The sequence below is a fragment of the Enterococcus sp. AZ109 genome (assembly GCF_051714625.1).
Taxonomy (GTDB): Bacteria; Bacillota; Bacilli; order Lactobacillales; family Enterococcaceae; genus Enterococcus_A.
Window position 1 is genome coordinate 59675 of the sequence record NZ_JBIOSF010000001.1, and the last position, 18949, is coordinate 78623.

Annotated in this window: 18 protein-coding genes; 14 read left to right on the top strand and 4 right to left on the bottom strand. The window is 40.8% G+C overall.

Annotated elements, in window-relative coordinates:
- Window positions 1-80 precede the first annotated feature (80 nt).
- A complete protein-coding gene (locus IGI42_RS00290; protein WP_438713533.1) occupies window positions 81-1544 on the bottom strand; it encodes a helix-turn-helix domain-containing protein in 1464 nt (487 codons plus the stop codon).
- Between the two features lie 632 nt (window positions 1545-2176).
- Here IGI42_RS00290 and IGI42_RS00295 point away from each other — a divergent pair.
- From IGI42_RS00295 to IGI42_RS00330, 8 genes are all read left to right on the top strand, one after another.
- Entirely contained in the window at window positions 2177-2851 is a 675-nt protein-coding gene (locus IGI42_RS00295) for a winged helix-turn-helix domain-containing protein (RefSeq protein ID WP_438713534.1), read from the top strand.
- Window positions 2852-3046: 195 nt separating this feature from the next.
- Window positions 3047-5614 carry a pectate lyase-like adhesive domain-containing protein gene (locus IGI42_RS00300; RefSeq protein WP_438713535.1) on the top strand — a complete coding sequence of 856 codons (2568 nt, stop codon included), beginning with the start codon at window positions 3047-3049 and terminating at the stop codon, window positions 5612-5614.
- Window positions 5615-5627: 13 nt separating this feature from the next.
- The gene (locus tag IGI42_RS00305; protein ID WP_438713536.1) at window positions 5628-5984 is read left to right on the top strand and encodes an LPXTG cell wall anchor domain-containing protein; all 357 of its coding nucleotides are present in this window, start codon (window positions 5628-5630) and stop codon (window positions 5982-5984) included.
- Entirely contained in the window at window positions 5981-6559 is a 579-nt protein-coding gene (locus tag IGI42_RS00310) for a WxL domain-containing protein (RefSeq protein WP_438713537.1), read from the top strand. Before IGI42_RS00305 ends, IGI42_RS00310 begins: the two co-directional genes overlap by 4 nt.
- A gap of 35 nt (window positions 6560-6594) precedes the next feature.
- Entirely contained in the window at window positions 6595-7314 is a 720-nt protein-coding gene (locus IGI42_RS00315; protein WP_438713538.1) for a WxL domain-containing protein, read from the top strand.
- A 22-nt stretch (window positions 7315-7336) separates the two neighbouring features.
- The gene (locus IGI42_RS00320) at window positions 7337-8125 is read left to right on the top strand and encodes a WxL domain-containing protein (RefSeq protein ID WP_438713539.1); all 789 of its coding nucleotides are present in this window, start codon (window positions 7337-7339) and stop codon (window positions 8123-8125) included.
- Between the two features lie 73 nt (window positions 8126-8198).
- Window positions 8199-9290, top strand: a complete 1092-nt coding sequence (locus IGI42_RS00325) for a DUF916 and DUF3324 domain-containing protein (RefSeq protein WP_438713540.1) — start codon at window positions 8199-8201, stop codon at window positions 9288-9290.
- Window positions 9283-10023: a class A sortase gene (locus tag IGI42_RS00330; RefSeq protein WP_438713541.1), complete on the top strand. Its 741-nt coding sequence runs from the start codon at window positions 9283-9285 to the stop codon at window positions 10021-10023. The genes IGI42_RS00325 and IGI42_RS00330 overlap by 8 nt, the downstream gene beginning before the upstream one ends.
- Before the next feature lie 91 nt (window positions 10024-10114).
- Here the strand turns inward: IGI42_RS00330 and IGI42_RS00335 are convergent, their stop codons facing one another.
- Window positions 10115-10720, bottom strand: coding sequence for a GNAT family N-acetyltransferase (locus IGI42_RS00335; protein WP_438713542.1), 606 nt, complete (start codon window positions 10718-10720; stop codon window positions 10115-10117).
- A gap of 107 nt (window positions 10721-10827) precedes the next feature.
- On the opposite strand from IGI42_RS00335, the gene hemW reads away from it, so the two are divergent.
- The 6 genes from hemW to dnaJ all read left to right on the top strand — a co-directional run bounded on the left by hemW (window position 10828) and on the right by dnaJ (window position 17156).
- Window positions 10828-11997, top strand: a complete 1170-nt coding sequence (gene hemW, locus IGI42_RS00340; protein WP_438713543.1) for a radical SAM family heme chaperone HemW — start codon at window positions 10828-10830, stop codon at window positions 11995-11997.
- A gap of 121 nt (window positions 11998-12118) precedes the next feature.
- Window positions 12119-13162: a heat-inducible transcriptional repressor HrcA gene (gene hrcA / locus IGI42_RS00345; protein WP_438713544.1), complete on the top strand. Its 1044-nt coding sequence runs from the start codon at window positions 12119-12121 to the stop codon at window positions 13160-13162.
- 13 nt (window positions 13163-13175) lie between these two features.
- Entirely contained in the window at window positions 13176-13382 is a 207-nt protein-coding gene (locus tag IGI42_RS00350; RefSeq protein ID WP_438713545.1) for a hypothetical protein, read from the top strand.
- A gap of 51 nt (window positions 13383-13433) precedes the next feature.
- Window positions 13434-13970, top strand: a complete 537-nt coding sequence (gene grpE, locus IGI42_RS00355; protein WP_438716979.1) for a nucleotide exchange factor GrpE — start codon at window positions 13434-13436, stop codon at window positions 13968-13970.
- Window positions 13971-14003: 33 nt separating this feature from the next.
- The gene (gene dnaK / locus IGI42_RS00360) at window positions 14004-15833 is read left to right on the top strand and encodes a molecular chaperone DnaK (RefSeq protein WP_438713546.1); all 1830 of its coding nucleotides are present in this window, start codon (window positions 14004-14006) and stop codon (window positions 15831-15833) included.
- A 153-nt stretch (window positions 15834-15986) separates the two neighbouring features.
- Window positions 15987-17156, top strand: a complete 1170-nt coding sequence (gene dnaJ, locus IGI42_RS00365; RefSeq protein WP_438713547.1) for a molecular chaperone DnaJ — start codon at window positions 15987-15989, stop codon at window positions 17154-17156.
- A gap of 44 nt (window positions 17157-17200) precedes the next feature.
- Here the strand turns inward: dnaJ and IGI42_RS00370 are convergent, their stop codons facing one another.
- Together IGI42_RS00370 and IGI42_RS00375 are read right to left on the bottom strand one after the other, a co-directional pair.
- On the bottom strand, window positions 17201-17521 hold the full coding sequence (locus IGI42_RS00370; protein ID WP_438713548.1) for a DUF4387 domain-containing protein: 321 nt from the start codon (window positions 17519-17521) through the stop codon (window positions 17201-17203).
- A 2-nt stretch (window positions 17522-17523) separates the two neighbouring features.
- Window positions 17524-18885, bottom strand: a complete 1362-nt coding sequence (locus IGI42_RS00375; protein WP_438713549.1) for an acyclic terpene utilization AtuA family protein — start codon at window positions 18883-18885, stop codon at window positions 17524-17526.
- Window positions 18886-18949 lie beyond the last annotated feature (64 nt).

The window sequence follows — 18949 nt, forward strand, 5'->3', positions numbered from 1 at the left end:
CTCCAGTCACATCGATTATACGGTTTTTAGTAGCTGTGACGTTTCATACCACAGCTACTTTTTTTGGTTTTAAGTCCTTTTTACTGAAGGGGGCTACTTAGCTTTTGGTATTCTTTGTACAATAAATTGAAAATTTCGGTCTTGTTCATGGCTGTCAGACCTCCAGAGTTAATTAAAATGAATGGTCGATTAGGATCAGAAATATGATCGGCAAAAGTAGCGATAAACAGGTCGATACCTTCAATTGAAGTCTTCGCAAATCGGTAATGAATAAATGAAAACATTGCGAGATATTCAGTAAGTTCTAAGAGTAACGAATGATTTGGTAGTGGTAAAATACCTACAACTAGCTGTCGCTCTTGTCGTTTTAAAAAGGGAGTTATCACAAAATTCAAGTAAACAATTAGGTCGTTAGCACAGTGTTCCACCCATCTTAAGCTTTTCCTGCGAGAAATTTTATTTACAAAGAGGGTAATTTTTTTCAACGCAGTGCTTTTCCTCGGTATCCGATGTTCAACTCTGCTTTTAAATTCTGTAATACTGAGAAGTAACCTTCGTGAAATAAAAAATTTCAAAAAGGCAATTAAGGTATTCGCCGATACCACATCTGTTTCCTCGTCATTCCGAAGCTCGGGGGCTAAAGCTGTGAGAAATTCCTTATTCAAACGTATTAGCTCATCATCTCTGGCTTCTAATAACTTAAAATAAGTCATTATCTTCTGTGTTCGCAGATCATCTGCTGCAAAAACAAAGTTCGAATAAAAGATCGTGTAGAGTAATGCATGAAACTCCCCGTGAATCTGTTGATCACTTTTCGCATATTGGCTGATATAACCAGATAAGTATTGTTCCTCGCTTTTACTAAAAGGCAAATCATTCAAAGGAAAAGAATCAATTAGAAAATTCGCTGACATTCTTTTTTTAGCAATCAATAGTGTAAGTAGTATTTCGTTCGTATCGATGTACACACAGTCTGAAATACCAATTTTCTCAAGCACCTCTAATTCTCCATCAACCGTTTCTTCCTGGTCAATAATATCTACACCATAGCCGACAATCCAAAATATAGAATAAAAAATGTTGCGAACTTCAAATTCACTTCCCTCAAAGCTCATGGTAGAAAGTCGAATTTTAATGTCGAACTTTTTAAATAAATCAACTAACGGCATCAGTAGTCTTCGGGCGGATGAGGTGCTTAGATAGTGCAAATTGCAAAAATCAGTCAGAACTTTAGTCGGATGATTGAAGGCATACAAAATAAATTGATAGGGAATTGATTTTCTGGCTAAGTATAGTCGGTAATCAGAAGGATTTGCCTGCTTCTTTTCCCAAAATAGTTTAGATTGTTCATTCAAAAGTTCGAAAGAATAGACCTCAGCTACTTCTTGATTCATTTCAACTAAGTAAGAAGCAACAGTTGGTTTGGATAAATTAGTTAATGAACTTAAATAAGCCGTTGAGTAAAAACCTGTGGGTAAATCGATCAAACTTTCAAATATAGCAAGTTTTTTTTTTGATTCCTCGTTTAAAAAAGTTGAGATCATTCATTCATGCTCCTTGTCAGTCAGTGTAACGCTCTTTAACTACTCGCTTCATCTATTATACTGATTGTTAATTTCATTTTATCAATTATATTGACGAAGTAAAGTTATATTGAGTTTTTAAGTGAAGTAGAAGGGTTATATATTTCGTCGTGTGGTCATAATTGTTTATTAAGATGGAAATATTACTTCTATTAGAGATGAAAGGAGTGTCAGCAAACTTATTTTCTACTTTTTTATCATTTTTGGCGAATAAAATGACAAAAATATTGTAATGGATATATTTAATAACAATGACTTCTCTAGGAAGTTTGATGATAGTTATCTAATCTAGTTTTTAATAACCTGTTCATATATTGTTTTGTGTTTGTAATGTATCTAATATTGAGTTTTTGTTTTAACATAATTAAGGTTATAATTTTAATCGTAGATAGAATAAATGTCCAAAAAGAACTTAAATATATAGTGAATTAGAGAGTTTAAAGACAAAAATGAGAAAAGGTGCGGCTGGAGCCCATTATATTTAGGAAACAATCTGAGAATGAGCGCTGTTTTTTTGGGTTTAACTATTAGGGATAGGAGAATAACTTAGTTAAAAAAACATGAACAGCAAGTTGATATACGGGGGATAAACAATGGGATTTGAATACGTCTTAATTTTGACAAAAAATACATTAAACGAAATTGAAATACAAGAAAAATTACAAAAAATGAATATTGATGTTTTTTGTACAACAAACGTTTTAGAAGGTCTCTCGTTTTCAACACAGTTTTGCCTGTTATTAGACAAACGGTGGCTTATCATTTTAAGCGAAACCTTATCAAATAGAGAAGTAGATCAAATTGTTGACAGGTTGACCGAAAGAACGGTCATGGTTCGAAAGATGGAAACACCACCAAAGCAAGAGGCGCTGGAGAAAATGAAAGCGCAAGGAATTGATGATTGGATTCCGCATAATCCTACGATTGGAGTCTTTCACGATCTATTTGATAGCAACAAAGGGAATGTGAAATTAGATGAGAAAAAGAACATTGCTACGTTGTACAAATTGACTAGAAAAGAAAAGCAATTAATGATTCATTTGTTTGAATCAAATGGAAAGGTTTTATCGAGAGATCAATTGTGCCGGATGCTTTGGGAAAACAATGAATCGAAATCACTAGATTCCAGCAAAGTTCAACTCTCGGTAATTGTTAAAAACATCAATAAAAAATTTAGTTCATTTTTTGCAGATGGCATGATGATTGAAACGCTTTGGGGGCAGGGGTATCGCTTAACAGATGAGGTGCTACAGAAATATTATATATAAATTCCACTAGATTAGCTAAATCAGGGCAATTAATTACTTAGTAGATCATTATCGATAAAAAAGGAGTGGTAGCATGAAAACCTGATTTTTGGGATTTTATTCTACATGATTGACATAGAAATTATTTGAAAGGGGTGATGAGTGTTTGAGGATTGTTTTATGCTTGGAATTTTTAAGAAAGGAGGGAGCAAAAATTTGAAAAAATGTATAACGATTCTTAGTTTGTTTTTCATCGCAGCAACACCGCTAGCACCGGTATTTGCTGAAACGGTTACTGATAGCAGTGAAGCTCAAACTACCACTGCCACTTCTGAAGAGGGGTTAAAAACAGAATCAGAAAATATTCTGGATAACACAGTTGATCAACTGAACAAGGATGAGGCTGATACGACTGCTTCGACCGATGAAGCGAATCAAGCGAATTCAGTCGATGCGCTTAATGAAGCAGAACAGCCAGATGAAACTGAAGAATCAGAGGATTTAGCAGATCGTGTAGGGACTAGATTTGCTGCGGATATTGGGCATCCTACGGAAAGACCGTTGCCAGTAGATGTTGCTAGTATTGAAGGTGCAGATAATGTTGCGGTTCATGAGGTTAGGGATCGAGCACAATTTGAGGATGGACTGAAAGATAATTCTAGAGGTATCACAGTTATTAAAGTAATGAAAAGCTTCGTAATAGAGGAGAGAGAACTTCGGACGGGGATTAGTAATACATCTGGTAGAAAAATTGTTATTGAAGGAAATGGAAATGCAATTGACTTTACTGGACAGACTTATTATTTTAATCGATATGCTGACGTTGTCGTTCAAAACTTATTAGTAGGAAATGGTAACGCATGGGGAATTTTTGATGGCTTCCACGGGGGTGATAATTTCTCAGTATTCACATTTCACAATATTAACCAAGTAGGGACCCAAATATTTGAAGGCTGGGCTGGTAGAGTCATCTTGTCTGGTGATGTTTCGCTAAATAATGGTCCGACGGGTCAAACGAATTACGCTTCTCCGGTTGGCGGTACAATACGCAACTTTTCTCCTACCAGTATCGGTTCTTATACTAGCTCAGCTAACATCGAAGCTGCGCAGCTTTATATTAAGGCTGGATCTAACATAACGGCTCGAAATGGCTTGAAAGGTGGAAATTTCGCTATTACAGGGAATGGGAATTTTTATATTGAACCTGGAGATTTTACCAAGGTAACCTTAGATAATGATATTAGCACTAACGTAGGAGAGTGGTCAGGACAAGACTATTCACCAGCATCTATAGCCATTAATGGTGCTGGACCAAACTCTTCTTGGGCGAATAATGCAGCAAGCTTTGGTGGGAAATCTAGTAATTTGTTCTATATACCTGAAAGTGCCGAAGTTGAAATCATTAATGGCCAGTCAAGGCAAAGAGATGCAGCTGTACTTTATTTTGATAACGCAGATACCAGAGCACATATTGCTGGGAAGTTGCATATGACTTCTAAGGGAGACTCGAGAGGTAATACTATAGATAGTGAAGTGCCAGTCGGATTTGCTGGTGACCAATCACGCTTAACATTAGGCGAAAATGCAGAATTCACGTTAGATATCACTGGTGCAACAGGTGACAACGGGAACGCCATAAGAATGAACGGGGCCGGATCTACTATCGAACTTGGAAAAGGTTCGTTATTTAGAGTACGTTCTGATACATCTGATACTAGGAATACCCCTAATAGTACAGCAAATGGGACCCTTATCTACATGGCATGTGCCAATTATAGAAACGGTAGTATCACGGTGGGTGACGGTGCAACCTTTGATATCGCTAAAACCAGAAGTACGAATGGGAATGCGCTGATGTGTTTGGGAAGAAATACCTATTATGCTACACTCCAAGCCGCAAACTCTCATGCAATTCGCTTGTGGAATAATGGTAATACGTCAGACACTGAAAATCATAATTGGCAACCTTTGTCGACTACTTCCATTCAATATATGGGCACAAGGGTAAACACTAAGAGTACAAATTGTACTCACACACCAAGTCTGGAAGGTTTTAATGCTAACTATCAAACCGATAATCGTCAGCGGCTTGTCATTGAACCTACATCAGCGGCGGTGCTAAAAGTCAAGCATCAAAAGAATAAACATGGAGCGACTGAAGGTACGCCTGAAGTAGCCGAAATTCTAATCAATATCAATGAAGCAATTGACAAGAACTTCGATCAATATCAAAAAACCTATGCAGGCTATACTTATCAAGGAGTTGCATCAACGGATCCAGATCCAGTACCAGACTTTATGCCAGCTGAAGGCGTTACTGTCAACATGAACTATACTTACGATGGCAGTATCAAAGTAAGTTATCCAACGATCTATGACTTTGGCAGTCATGCAATCAGCTTGGATGGATTGAAAATCACTCAACCACGGGTTTTAGATGGTGGCGAACAACCGGCTGCTTTGACCATTACCGACGATCGTTATGAGACACAGCGTTGGAGCCTGACGTTAGCTGAAACGAATCCGCTGACTGTTACATTAAGTGGCGGAGCGACCCAAAACTTAGCTGGCTGTCTATATTACGGTGATTTGGATATTTCAGATGCAGCTAGAGTAGTAGAGTCAGATCAATTTACTCCTAATGTAGAAACTACGAAAAATATCACTGAAAGTTGGTCGGATACAAAAGGCTTAATGCTAAAAGTTCCGGTTGATAAGCAATACAACGGTAATTACTCAGGTACATTAACTTGGACACTTACTGCCGGTCCGACTAGTGGTTAGAAAGGAGAAAGAAATGGTTAAAAGAAAAACGATAGTTTCAACTGTGTTGATTAGTTTGCTGTTCTCTTTGTTTGCTTTTACTTTCTCCTCAACCGCAGTTCATGCTAGCAGTTATGGAAGTAATGGCCAAATCGGCTTTTACGGTGAGTATGAAGAGCCGGCAGAAGATCCAGCCGGAGGTTCCAGTGGTACGCTACCTGGAACAACAACCGGAAGAGGCGTCAGCTATGGAACATCAACCAGTGGCAGTAAAACATTGCCACAAACAGGTCAAAGTAACTATTTTGGCATTAGCCTGATGGGTTATACACTTTTAGGCTTCTTGCTGTTATTAATAGTAAAAAACAAAAAGGGAGAGTTAAAATTATGAAAAAAACAACAGTAGCACTTACATGTTTGGTATTAGCATCAGTAACATTGGGCGGTGTTTCAGCTTTTGCAGCTGATGGTAAACCTTCAACAGGAAGAGTAGCGTTTACATCTGGTGGAACTGAAGGAAATGAAGGTCTTTACATCGAGCGTGTCTCAGATCTTGATTTTGGTTCGAATCCTATTGCTACTACAAATCAATCATATACGACTGCAAGCAATGGTTTTGAAGTAGTTGATATTAGCGGGAAAGCGGCTGGTTGGAATTTACAAGTAAAACAAGGAGCACAGTTTACTGGAGCAGATGCATCTGTACTTACTGGGGCTGAGTTGAGCTTGACGGGGATTTCTGCAGGTTCTGGACCAGGTACAGCGCCAGGAACAGCAGCACCTTCAGTAGAGTTTGCTACGATGGATCAAAATTACCTTGTTGTGTCAGCGGCAGCGAACCAAGGTAAAGGTGCTTGGAGTTATGATCATGGTGGGAAATTAGATGTTCCTGCTACAGCTGTTCCAAATTCAGTGCAATACACAACTACTCTAACTTGGTCATTGGTTTCAGGACCAGCTAGCTAATTATCAACCATAAAAATTTATTGGAGGAAAAAAATATGAAAAAGTCAACCGTATTATTAGCAACTTTACTAGTAAGTGCGTCTGTTTTAGGCGGAACAGTTGCTAGTGCAGCAGATTATGGATCAACGGGAGAAATTACATTCAAACAAGGTGAAGGTGGAACTAAACCAGTAGACCCAGTTAATCCTGATCCAGAAAAACCAGTAGATCCAGTGGATCCAACAGATCCAACTGGTCCTAAACCAGGTACAGATGGACCATTGTCAATCGACTATGCGTCTAGTTTCCAGTTTAGAGAACAAAAAATCTCTTCGAAAAAAGAAACTTACAATGCAGATTTACAAACATATAAAAATAGTGAAGTTCGGGGACCTAACTATGTTCAAGTGACGGATACAACTGGTGAATACACTGGTTGGAAATTAACGGTTACTCAAAACGCTCAATTCGCAAAAGGTACTAGTGTATTAACCGGTGCGGAATTGTCATTAAAAAATATTGTAGCGAATAGTGCTAATCCAACTAATGCTCCTGTAGTTGGCGGGGATATTGCACTAGTTCCAGGAGAGGCATCAACGATTGCTACAGCCCAAGACAAACATGGTAAAGGAACTTGGGCTATGCGTTTTGGTACTGATACAGCCCAAGCTACAGAATCAGAATCTGTACAACTAGAAGTTCCAGGTACTGCGAATCCAGAAAAAGGCACCTACACTACTGAATTAACTTGGACTCTTACTGAAGGACCTAACTAGGCTGTAAGCAAAGGAGGATAAGATGAAAAGAACAAAAATAGGTTTTGCGTTAGTAAGCTTGTTTGTTCTTGCGTCCTCTAGTACAGGTGCACTGGCGGCTGAGTATAAATCAACCGGTGAGATTGATTTTATGCCAGGCAGCGAGGTAACTCCACCAGTTGATCCCAATGATCCCGATCCGAATAACCCGGTAGACCCTGTCGATCCAACTGATCCTGATGGGCCTAATCCGGGTACGCCGGGACCTTTGAGTATCGACTATGCCTCTAGCTTGGATTTTGGGTTGCAAGAAATTACTAACCAAGATCGCACGTACTATGCAAGAGCACAAAGATATAAAGATCCAAGCGCACTTACCCGAAACTACGTTCAAGTAACGGATACACGGGGTGAGTATGTTGGCTGGACATTATCAGTCAAACAAGATGGTGCCTTTGCTTCTAGTGTTGCTAAAAAATATAAAACACTTGATGGTGCTAGACTTACATTAACTGATCCTAAAGTGGATAGCCCGATGACCGATGGTAATGAGGAAGCTGCAATAGCTCCAATTGCCGGAACGTCCGTTGTTTTAGACGGTGTTAACTCACAAATTGTGATGATGGCCGAAGCTAACAAGGGAGCCGGTACTTGGGTAAATGGCTGGGGTAATGTTGAAACCATTACGGAGAAAGATCATAAAGGTGACGATGTAAATGTCGCAGTTACCCGAGCGGTTTCTTTAAGCATCCCAGGGAAAACACCGAAGGAAGCAGTTAAGTATCAAACTGAATTAGTCTGGACCTTAGCAAATACACCCGTATCAAATTAAACAAGTAATATTTATCAAGACGGAATTTCCGAGAACTTTTCGGGAATTCCGTTCATTTGAAAGGAAAAACGTCATGAAGAATAGATTCTCAGTCATTTTACTTATTAGTAGTTTTATCGCTCTTATGTTTAGTATCAGTGCAGGCATCTCCGCTGAAGCTTCCGAATTTCCCTTCAGTGTGAATCCCGTGTTACCAGAAAACCAAATTGCCGGACAAAAAGGCTATTACGATGTGTTAATGCAGCCTGGGCAAGAACAAGAACTAAGTGTGGAATTAGCGAATGGCACCGATAAAGATGTAACGGTCAATGTCGCTTTATCCAATGCGAAAACAAATGATAATGGGGTTGTAGAGTATTCGGCTAATGACATTCCTGTACATAGTTCTTTGACGCATCCCTTTGAAGATTTAGTTGAATACCAAGAACAAGTAACGATTCCTGCCGGTGCTCAGCAGGTGTATACCTTTAAAGTAAGAATGCCCAATGAAGAAATTCCTGGCGTGATTGCCGGGGGTCTTTCTTTACAAGCCGCCGAAGATGAAACGGCAGAGTCCACCAATGAACAAGGCGTAGCGGTAAAAAATAAATTTGCCTTTGCAATTGCGGTGTTGTTAAATCAATCAGAAACATCTGGTGTCGGCGAGCTGCAACTAACTGAAGCAGAAGCGGCGCAACGGAATGTCAGAAATGTCATCAGAGGGCATTTTGAAAACACTGCGCCTTATTATGTGAACGGCTTAGCGATTCAAGGGGAAGTATTTAGAGAAGGGGAAGACACTGCTCTTTACTCTTCAACAACTGAAAACATGCAAATGGCGCCTAATTCCTCCTTCTGGTACAGTATCCCATTGGACGGGCAAGAGTTAGAAGCGGGCAATTATGTCTATCGTGCTACAGCGTATGCAGTCAAATCGGCTGAAGGGGAGTTTACCTTTGGGGAAGACGCTGAAGGCAATCCACAAAATTACCAGCAACGCTGGGAGTTTGAACAACCTTTTGAAGTTACGCGAGAAACGGCATCTTCCTTTAATGAAGCTGATGTGGACGTACAAGAAAACAAACCAGATCTGACTTGGGTTTACTACCTGCTAGGCGCAATCGTGTTGTTACTATTGATTGTGGTCATTTTGTTAGTCAGAAAAAATAAAAAGAAAAATGAATAAGATTGTTTTACGTGTGCTGATGCTGGCACTTTTAATCGTTGGAACCGCCTTTATCAGCTTGAATATTGCCAAAGGCTGGTTATTGGTTTTTCATCAATCAGAAGATATTGAAATAAACAGTCAGATAGAAACGATTGAACCGAAATTCCAACAGATCGAACCGATTACGTTGACGGATGTGTTACAAAATCCCACAACGACGAATCAAGCGATGGGTACGTTGGTTATTCCAGACTTGGAGATGACATTACCCGTTTTTGCTGGATTAGAATCGGTGGATTTGTTAACCGGAGCGGGGACGATGTTTCCGGAAAGAAACCCCAAAAACAACAATATCGTCATTGTCGGGCATCATGTCGGGTATTCTGAACTACTGTTCGGTGGTCTGGGACAACTGGAAAATGGCGCAAGTATCCTGCTGAATTATTTAGGAGAAGACTACGCATACGAAGTAACTAAGAATCAAGTCATCTCAGAAACGCAAATCTCGGTGGTGGATGAAACGGACAGAGGCGAGCTAACGCTACTGACCTGTGATCAGGCAGGAGCTACCGATAATCGAATTATGGTAAAAGCGGCTCAACTGCAAGAGGCATCGGTAGCAACGAGTGAAGATATGGCAGCAAATGCCGGGAGAAAAATTCCGCTGAAGCTGGTTCTTCAAACACTCCTTGTCGTGTTGGTTTTTGCCATTTTCGTGAGAGTTATATTTGGGGTAACCAAAAAAGAGTAGTAAAAAAGACATTATAATAGTAGAAAGCCGTGAGAATTATCCGTTGCGATAATCTGACGGCTTTCTTTTTGCTTAAATATGCGGGAAGGGTTCAATCGCTTATTTGGTGCTCGGAATAAAAATAGGTTTTGATCTTTCGATAATCTTTTATCGAAGAATTAACACTTTTCAAATGCAGCAGCTCAAAGGTGGCACCTAAGACTTCAACAAAATCATTCTTACTTTCGAATCCGTTCGTTAAATAAAAGTCTTTACGACGGATTCTTTCAGCGTTATTTGCGGCGGTTTCCAGAATTTCTTCAATGAGCAGCATTAGCTTGCAGCCGAGAAATTTTTCTTGAAGTGCCTGCATCATTTGTTGACCATATCCTTGCGAGCGAATTGTTGGGTCAATGGCAAAGTAAAATACATAGACAATACCTTCGTTAACGGTGTAATAGGTCATCCCTATCACTTGATTTTCGTGAATCAGACCGGCGAAGTGTCCTTTTTCTTGCTGAGCTTTCTTCACTAGCCAGTCAAATGGATGCTGTTCTTTTTCAGGGAATGAGGAATAATAGATTGCTTTTACCTCTGCTAATTTTTCTGAAGTAAGAGCGATTTCTGCAAAGTGCATGATGGTCAGCCTCCTTAGGGTTCTTTTCTTTATGATAAAGAAGCGTAGCGGAAAAAGCGAATGAATGTTGCTAAAAAACAATAGGGAATCTAAGCAATCGCTTGACTTCTTTTCCGGATGATGAAATAGTAAGAAAGGCTTTTGAAAAAGTCGCCTGCAAGTATTTTGTGATTTGAAAGGAACTTAGTATGTCAACTTTACATAGATCAGGGACCGAAGATATCTCTGCCTACATCCATATTCCATTTTGTGAACACATTTGTTACTACTGCGATTTCAATAAGGTGTTTATTGAAGGGCAGCCAGTAGATGAATATATCGAAGCCTTGCTTAAGGAGGCGCAACTTTTACAAACGAGCCATCCGGCTGCTTCTAGTAAGACCTTGTATGTAGGCGGCGGCACACCCACTTCATTGAATCCTCAACAGCTGGACCGTCTGTTAGGTGGTCTTCGTAGGGTGATGCCTTTTAGTCAAGGAGAGTTCACCGTAGAGGCCAATCCGGGGGACTTAACGGCTGAGAAATTGGACGTGATGAAAACGTATGGTGTCAATCGCTTGTCGATGGGGGTGCAAACCTTTGACAATCGGTTGCTGAAGAAAATCGGCCGCAAACATACAGCAGAAGATGTCTATCAGACAATTGCCTTGTTAGAGGAAAAAGATTTCTCCAACGTTTCAATTGATTTAATCTATGCGTTGCCCGGACAGTCCTTGGAAAGCTTCCGAGACACCGTTGAGCGTGCTTTAGCGCTGGATTTGCCCCATTATTCCTTGTATTCATTAATTCTAGAAAACAAAACCATGTTTATGAACTGGGTACGTCGCGGCAAGCTAGAGCTGCCGGATCAAGAAGTAGAAGCTCAAATGTTTTTAGAAACAATCGAAGCCATGGAAAAAGCCGGACGGCATCAATATGAGGTCAGTAATTTCGCTAAACCCGGTTTTGAGAGCCAACACAATCTGGTTTATTGGAATAACGAAAACTATTACGGAATCGGAGCAGGTGCTAGCGGTTATTTAGGAAATCGCCGGTACAAAAATCATGGACCGATTCAACATTACTTAAAGCCTTTAAGAGAAAATAAGCTGCCAGTAATTGAAGAGGAACAATTAACGCGAAAAGCGCAAATCGAAGAGGAAATGTTCTTAGGTTTGAGAAAGCTTGCGGGGGTAGATAAACAAAAATTTAAACAAAAATTTAACTGTTCCCTTGAGGATATTTACCGCGCTAAAATTGATGATTTAGTGGCGAATGAATTGCTAAAAGAGACCCCAAAAGCCCTACAGTTAACGCAAAAAGGCCTGTTTCGGGGCAACGATGTTTTTGAACAATTTTTAATTGAATCAGACGATTAGCACTCTCGACACCAGAGTGCTAATTTTTGTATATAATTACTTGACTTCTAGCGACAGTATGTTATATTAGTAATCGAGTTAGCACTTATCAAGAAAGAGTGCTAACAAGAGGGTGAAGATCATGTTAACGCAACGACAAAATTTAATTCTTAGTTTAATCATCCAGCAATTTACCACTAACGGGCAACCAGTTGGTTCGAAGAAATTGATGGAAGAAGGCGTCAATGCCAGTTCAGCAACGATCAGAAATGACATGAAGGCATTGGAAGAATACGGTTTGTTGGAAAAGACACATTCTTCTTCTGGACGTATCCCATCAATGAAGGGGTATCGTTATTACGTAGATCACCTGCTGACGCCAGGCTTGGTAACGGAGCAAGAGGTGGACCAAATCCGCTCTTCCTTAAAGAAGGATATTCACGAGATTGACGATATCATTCGTCAGTCGGCAGACATTCTTTCCCAAGTGACCAGCTATACGGCATTTTCTTTAGGACCTGAGATGAAGGACCGCAAGCTGACCGGCTTTCGAATTGTTCCTTTAAATGACCGACAGATCTTAGCGATTATCGTGACCGACCGCGGCAACGTAGAGAGCCAAGTCTTCCGTATTCCCGAGAACGTGGAAAGCAGCGACTTGGAGAAAATGGTGGCGATTATCAATGACCGTTTAGTCGGCGAACCACTGTTGACAGTGTATCAGAAACTGCGGACAGAGATTCCGATGATTTTGCATCGGTATTTTCAAACAACCGACGGCATTTCCCATCTGTTTGATGTCATTTTAAATGAAGCCTTTGAAGAAAAGGTCTTTGTCAGTGGCGGAATGAACATTCTCAACTACAATCATGATCCAGATGTACAGCAGCTTAAGATGATGTATTCGTTAATGAAAGACCCAAGTGAGTTAACACAGCTTTTGCTTCCTTTTACCTCACCGATTCATATTCGGATTGGTACAGAGTTAGGCAATGAACTTTTTGATAATATGAGCCTGATCCAAGCAAGTTACGAGATCGAAGGACATGGAAAGGGTATAATCGGTTTGTTGGGTCCAGCAAACATGCCTTATTCCCGAATGTTTAGTTTGATTGACGTGTTCCGCAGGGAGCTTGGAAGTAAACTGGCGGACTATTATCGTTCGCTTGATCGATCCGATCAATAAGGAGCTGTTGACAATGAGCGATAAAGAATTCGATAAAGAAGCTGTCGATATGTCTGGTGTTTCCGAAGAAGAAGCTGCAGCTGTTGAAAAAGCTTTTGAAAATAAAAAAACTGAGTATGACCAAATTTCCGAAGAAGCTGTCGATGATTCTGGTATGACCGAAGAACAGACAGAAGCCTTTGCGGAGGCGTACGAAGAAAGCAAAAAAGACAAGAAATAAGTGTGACTCCCTGCTGATGCAAATCAAAATAAGGGAAGAAAGGTGGGCCCAATTGTGAGTGAAAAAGAAGTAGAAAAAAATGAAGAGCTGGAAGTTGAAGAAACCGAAGCAACTGACGCAACCGAAGAAGTGGAAGCTTCACAAGAAGAGCTGTTACAGGCAAAAGTAGATGAACTTGAAGACCAGTATTTAAGAGCCCGAGCGGAGATTGCCAATATCACCAACCGCAACCGCAACGAAAGAGAACAGCTGCAAAAATACCGTTCTCAAGACTTAGGTAAAAAACTGATTCCAGTCATCGACAACCTGGAGCGGGCAATGGAAACTGAAGTATCAGATGACCAAGGCCAAAGCTTGAAAAAAGGGGTAGAAATGACCTTGGAAAGCTTGCGTCATGCCTTAAAAGAAGAAGGCATTGAAGAAATTAAGGCGGATGGCGAAGCCTTCGACCCGAATCTTCACCAAGCTCTGCAAACTATGCCGGCAGAAGACGGTGTGGCCGCAGACACAATTATTCAAGTCTTGCAAAAAGGCTATAAACTACACGATCGTGTGTTACGTCCAGCAATGGTTATCGTAGCACAATAATATAGATAAAAAATAAAAGGAGCGCATTCAACTATGAGTAAAATTATTGGTATTGACTTAGGAACAACAAACTCTGCTGTCGCAGTGTTAGAAGGCGGCGAAGCAAAAATTATTGCTAACCCAGAAGGAAATCGTACAACACCATCTGTTGTATCTTTCAAAAATGGCGAAATTCAAGTAGGGGAAGTTGCAAAGCGTCAAGCAGTAACTAACCCAAATACCATTTCATCAATCAAACGTCATATTGGCGAAGCTGGTTACAAAACAGAAGTTGAAGGAAAATCTTATACACCTCAAGAAGTTTCAGCAATGATCCTGCAATACATCAAAGGCTTTGCCGAAGACTACTTAGGGGAAAAAGTTGAAAAAGCAGTTATCACTGTTCCTGCTTACTTCAATGACTCTCAACGTCAAGCAACTAAAGACGCTGGTAAAATTGCTGGCTTGGAAGTTGAACGTATCGTCAACGAACCAACTGCAGCAGCACTTGCTTACGGTTTAGACAAAACCGACAAAGACCAAAAAATCCTAGTATTTGACCTTGGTGGTGGTACTTTTGACGTATCGATCCTTGAACTAGGCGACGGCGTATTCGACGTATTGTCAACAGCCGGCGATAACAAACTAGGTGGGGATGACTTTGATAACAAGATCATTGATCATTTAGTTGCTGAATTTAAAAAAGAAAACGGCATTGACCTTTCATTAGATAAAATGGCGATGCAACGTTTGAAAGACGCTGCTGAAAAAGCCAAAAAAGATTTGTCAGGCGTAAGCTCAACCCAAATCAGCTTACCATTTATCACTGCTGGCGATGCTGGTCCATTGCACTTAGAAACAACCTTGTCTCGTGCGAAATTTGACGAAATCACTGCTGATTTAGTTGAACGTACTAAGATTCCTGTACGTCAAGCGTTAAAAGATGCTGGCTTATCTCAATCTGAAGTAGACGAAGTAATCCTAGTTGGTGGTTCAACTCGTATTCCTGCAGTTGTTGAAGCTGTTCGTAAGGAAACAGGCAAAGAACCTAACAAATCAGTAAACCCTGACGAAGTAGTAGCGATGGGTGCGGCGATCCAAGGTGGTGTTATCACTGGTGATGTAAAAGACGTTGTATTACTAGACGTTACTCCGTTATCACTAGGTATCGAAACAATGGGTAGTGTATTTACTAAGTTGATTGATCGCAACACAACCATTCCAACAAGTAAATCACAAGTCTTCTCTACAGCAGCAGACAACCAACCAGCCGTTGATATCCATGTTCTTCAAGGGGAACGCCCAATGGCTAGCGACAACAAAACACTAGGACGCTTCCAATTAACGGATATTCCACCAGCACCACGTGGTATTCCTCAAATTGAAGTAACGTTTGATATCGACAAAAACGGTATTGTAAATGTATCTGCCAAAGACCTAGGCACTCAAAAAGAACAAAAAATTACCATCAAATCTTCTTCAGGTTTATCAGACGAAGAAATCGAACGCATGGTGAAAGACGCAGAAGCAAATGCTGAAGCGGATAAAGCCCGCAAAGAAGAAGTAGATCTACGCAACGATATTGATGCTTTGCTATTCTCTGTTGACAAGACATTGAAAGAACTAGAAGACAAAGTGGATCCAGATGAAGTGAAAAAAGCTGAAGAAGCGCGTGACGAATTGAAAGCTGCTGTTGAAGCCAACGATTTGGAACAAATGAAAGCAAAACGCGATTCATTGAATGAAATCGTGCAAAACTTAACAGTAAAACTTTACGAACAAGCAGCACAACAACAAGCACAAGAAAATCCTGAAGCAGCCCAAGGCGGCGCAGATGATGTGGTTGATGCTGATTTCGAAGAAGTAGACGACGATGATAAATAATTAGCCAGTCGATAAAAAGCCAAAGTCATCGCTTTGGCTTTTTATTTTCCATTAAAAAATTGGCTTTTGCACCAAAAAATAGCAGGAAACTATGCGTATCGATTTTGAATTATGATACAATACATAAGATGTTAAAAAGATGGAGGGAAGCCAATGGCTAACAAACGCGATTATTACGAAGTCCTAGGAGTACAAAAAGGGGCTTCGGATGATGAAATCAAAAAAGCATACCGCAAGCTTTCCAAGAAATACCACCCAGATATCAACAAAGAAGCTGATGCTGAAGATAAGTTCAAAGAAATTTCTGAGGCATATGAAGTATTAAGTGATCCGCAAAAACGGGCAGCCTATGATCAATACGGTCATGCAGGAACCGATCCAAACTTTGGTGGCGGTGCAGGTGGCTTTGGCGGATTTGGTGGCGGCGCTGGCGGTTTCGGTGGAAATGCTGGCTTTGGTTTTGAGGATATTTTCGAATCATTCTTCGGCGGCGGCGGTGGTCGTCAAGCCGATCCAAATGCACCAAGACAAGGCGCAGACTTGCAATATTCTGTAAACTTAGAATTTGAAGAAGCGATCTTTGGTGTCGAAAAAGAAATCAAATACAACCGTGAAGAAGTCTGTCACACCTGTCACGGAAATGGCGCAAAACCAGGCACAGAACCAGTTGTCTGTCATAAATGTCATGGTTCAGGAACCGTCAACGTGGAACATCAAACCCCACTTGGCCGCGTAATGAGTCGTCAAACCTGTGATGTTTGTCATGGAACAGGGAAAGAAATTAAAGATCCTTGTCCTACATGTCATGGTTCAGGTCACGAAAAACGCCCTCATACAGTGAAGGTGAATGTACCTGCCGGAGTAGAAGACGGTCAACAAATGCGTTTAGCTGACCAAGGAGAAGCCGGTGTAAACGGTGGACCTTACGGCGATCTATATGTGGTCTTCAAAGTCGCACAAAGCGATATCTTTGATCGAGAAGGCGCAGAGATTTACTACACCTTGCCGCTAAGCTTTGTTCAAGCAGCTTTGGGTGATGAAATTGCGGTGCCAACAGTTCATGGCGATGTGAAGCTGAAAATCCCAGCGGGAACACAGACCGGTACGAAATTCAGACTGCGGGGCAAAGGGGCGCCTAGATTAAGAGGCAACTCAAATGGCGACCAACAAGTCACGGTCCAAATCATTACGCCACGCAACCTAAACGATCAGCAGCGAGAAGCGTTACGCGCGTTTGCTGATGCTGGTGGACAAAAAGTAACCGAACAAAAAGACGAAGGATTCTTTGGTAAAGTTAAAGACGCTTTCGGCGGTAAAAAATAAAAAAAGTGTGGCTGTGACGTTTGATGTCACAGCCACTTTTTTATTTATTCTACTTTTTCAGGCAGTTCCAAGATTAACAGATTGGCATACTGCTGCGAACCGTGCATATCACTTTCGCCGACACTTCCTTGCTGCCACGGGCGTGGGATCGTGATTTTAAACCCACGAGCTGCTTCAAAGCTTTCAAAAGTAATAATATCTTGCGGATCAATTTGATACAAATCAGCAAACACTTCTTTGGTCAACACTTGACTATCGATAAAAAATTGGTAATCCTCTTGGGTTTTGAATAAAATATCGAAGGTCAATTCAAAGGGACCTGAATTTTTACTGCGGATAACTTGGGCTAATTCTTGTAATTTCATAATTAGTTGACCTCCTTAACAATAACAGGAAATTGAGCAGTCGGATCAGTGATGGTCATTAAATGATACACGTTAAATTGGCAAACTTTGCCTAACGGAATTTCCAACGGGGTAAAAGGCATCCCAACATTTCCAGAGGTTGCTACCCGATTTGGATAATGATAATGCAGCAAGGTCGTCCGAATACGATTGACCACTAGCTGAGCCATTTCTTGCGTCGGTGAGGCCACCTCAGCAATGACACATAATTCGTGACCTACCTCATCAGATAAAGCTTCTAAATTCTTCATAATGGCATTTTTGCCGTAAGGATGGAAAATGATTTGACTTTGTTGGCATTCATCAGGCAATTCGGTTTCTGTCTGTTTTTGGACATAGTCTAACACGTCATCTAGCTGACTGATTAAAATGGGGTCCCGCAAGCCCATCACGGTGATGGAACGGTAACCAACGACTTTAGCCCCTTCTAATTTGATTTGGTATTCTTCAGTGGGAACGAAAACGCTGCCTGATACCCGAGCAATCCGTTCAGTTTCAGCCTCGAATTTGCAGTCCTTTAATACTAGGGCACCACCTGGTCCTGGTAAATGAGTGGGGCTACTTTTTTCGTACATTGTATGAGCGGCAACAGTATGTGGTAACGCTTTTGAATGAGGATTCATCGGCTCGATTAAGAAGTGATCCTTCCGCAAGGTGCCTAACACGGTTTTACCCGCAGGGACACAACAAATCGCACCGCATTCAATAATTTTCCCCATATGCCAAGCTAACGCTGGATCGAAGCCGTAGTAAATACCAACAGCTGCTGTCGGTGCTGGATCGTAGCTGCGTCCACCTATAATTACATCAGGGAAACCTGCTTCATCTTTTAGTAGCGCAAGGTAAGGTTCAGCCCCCATTTGCGCAGTAACCACAGCTGCTTGGTCGATTTCTTCATTGGTTAATTCTGACACATTGGTCATGGGTTTGACGTTTCCTGCCTGCAATGCGTGCTTAATTTGCTCTTTGGGAATATCGCTATAGATTGAAGCAATTTTAAGGTTCAAGGCTTGAGTTTTGGCAATTTTTTCAATAATTTCGACAAATAAATCTACGTGCTGATTGGTGCCATCACCACCAGCCGAACTGATAATCAAAGGAATACCGGCTTTTTTTGCTGCTGGAACTAAGATCGATAACTCTTTTTCGTAGGCAGCCTCAGGGCAGGTCATTTCACCTAATGCTAATTTTTGCGGACCGCTATCAGTTGAGCCTGCATCCACTACAATAGCATGGGGCTTTCTTGCCATTCCTCGTTTAAAATCTTCAATGGGAAAGCCATAACCCAACATGCCGTTTGGAACTAAAATACGCAGTTCATCCATGTAAATCCCTCCTATTTATTCTCACAAGTCTATTGTATAATCAAGTAGGATAATCGTCTAATAC

Bases quoted from the DNA above. Each gene is read 5' to 3' on its own strand.
- IGI42_RS00290 (WP_438713533.1), bottom strand. From the start codon at position 1,544: ATGATCTCAACTTTTTTAAACGAGGAATCAAAAAAAAAACTTGCTATA.
- IGI42_RS00295 (WP_438713534.1), top strand. From the start codon at position 2,177: ATGGGATTTGAATACGTCTTAATTTTGACAAAAAATACATTAAACGAA.
- IGI42_RS00305 (WP_438713536.1), top strand. From the start codon at position 5,628: ATGGTTAAAAGAAAAACGATAGTTTCAACTGTGTTGATTAGTTTGCTG.
- IGI42_RS00310 (WP_438713537.1), top strand. From the start codon at position 5,981: ATGAAAAAAACAACAGTAGCACTTACATGTTTGGTATTAGCATCAGTA.
- IGI42_RS00315 (WP_438713538.1), top strand. From the start codon at position 6,595: ATGAAAAAGTCAACCGTATTATTAGCAACTTTACTAGTAAGTGCGTCT.
- IGI42_RS00320 (WP_438713539.1), top strand. From the start codon at position 7,337: ATGAAAAGAACAAAAATAGGTTTTGCGTTAGTAAGCTTGTTTGTTCTT.
- IGI42_RS00325 (WP_438713540.1), top strand. From the start codon at position 8,199: ATGAAGAATAGATTCTCAGTCATTTTACTTATTAGTAGTTTTATCGCT.
- IGI42_RS00330 (WP_438713541.1), top strand. From the start codon at position 9,283: ATGAATAAGATTGTTTTACGTGTGCTGATGCTGGCACTTTTAATCGTT.
- hemW (WP_438713543.1), top strand. From the start codon at position 10,828: ATGTCAACTTTACATAGATCAGGGACCGAAGATATCTCTGCCTACATC.
- hrcA (WP_438713544.1), top strand. From the start codon at position 12,119: ATGTTAACGCAACGACAAAATTTAATTCTTAGTTTAATCATCCAGCAA.
- IGI42_RS00350 (WP_438713545.1), top strand. From the start codon at position 13,176: ATGAGCGATAAAGAATTCGATAAAGAAGCTGTCGATATGTCTGGTGTT.
- dnaK (WP_438713546.1), top strand. From the start codon at position 14,004: ATGAGTAAAATTATTGGTATTGACTTAGGAACAACAAACTCTGCTGTC.
- dnaJ (WP_438713547.1), top strand. From the start codon at position 15,987: ATGGCTAACAAACGCGATTATTACGAAGTCCTAGGAGTACAAAAAGGG.
- IGI42_RS00370 (WP_438713548.1), bottom strand. From the start codon at position 17,521: ATGAAATTACAAGAATTAGCCCAAGTTATCCGCAGTAAAAATTCAGGT.
- IGI42_RS00375 (WP_438713549.1), bottom strand. From the start codon at position 18,885: ATGGATGAACTGCGTATTTTAGTTCCAAACGGCATGTTGGGTTATGGC.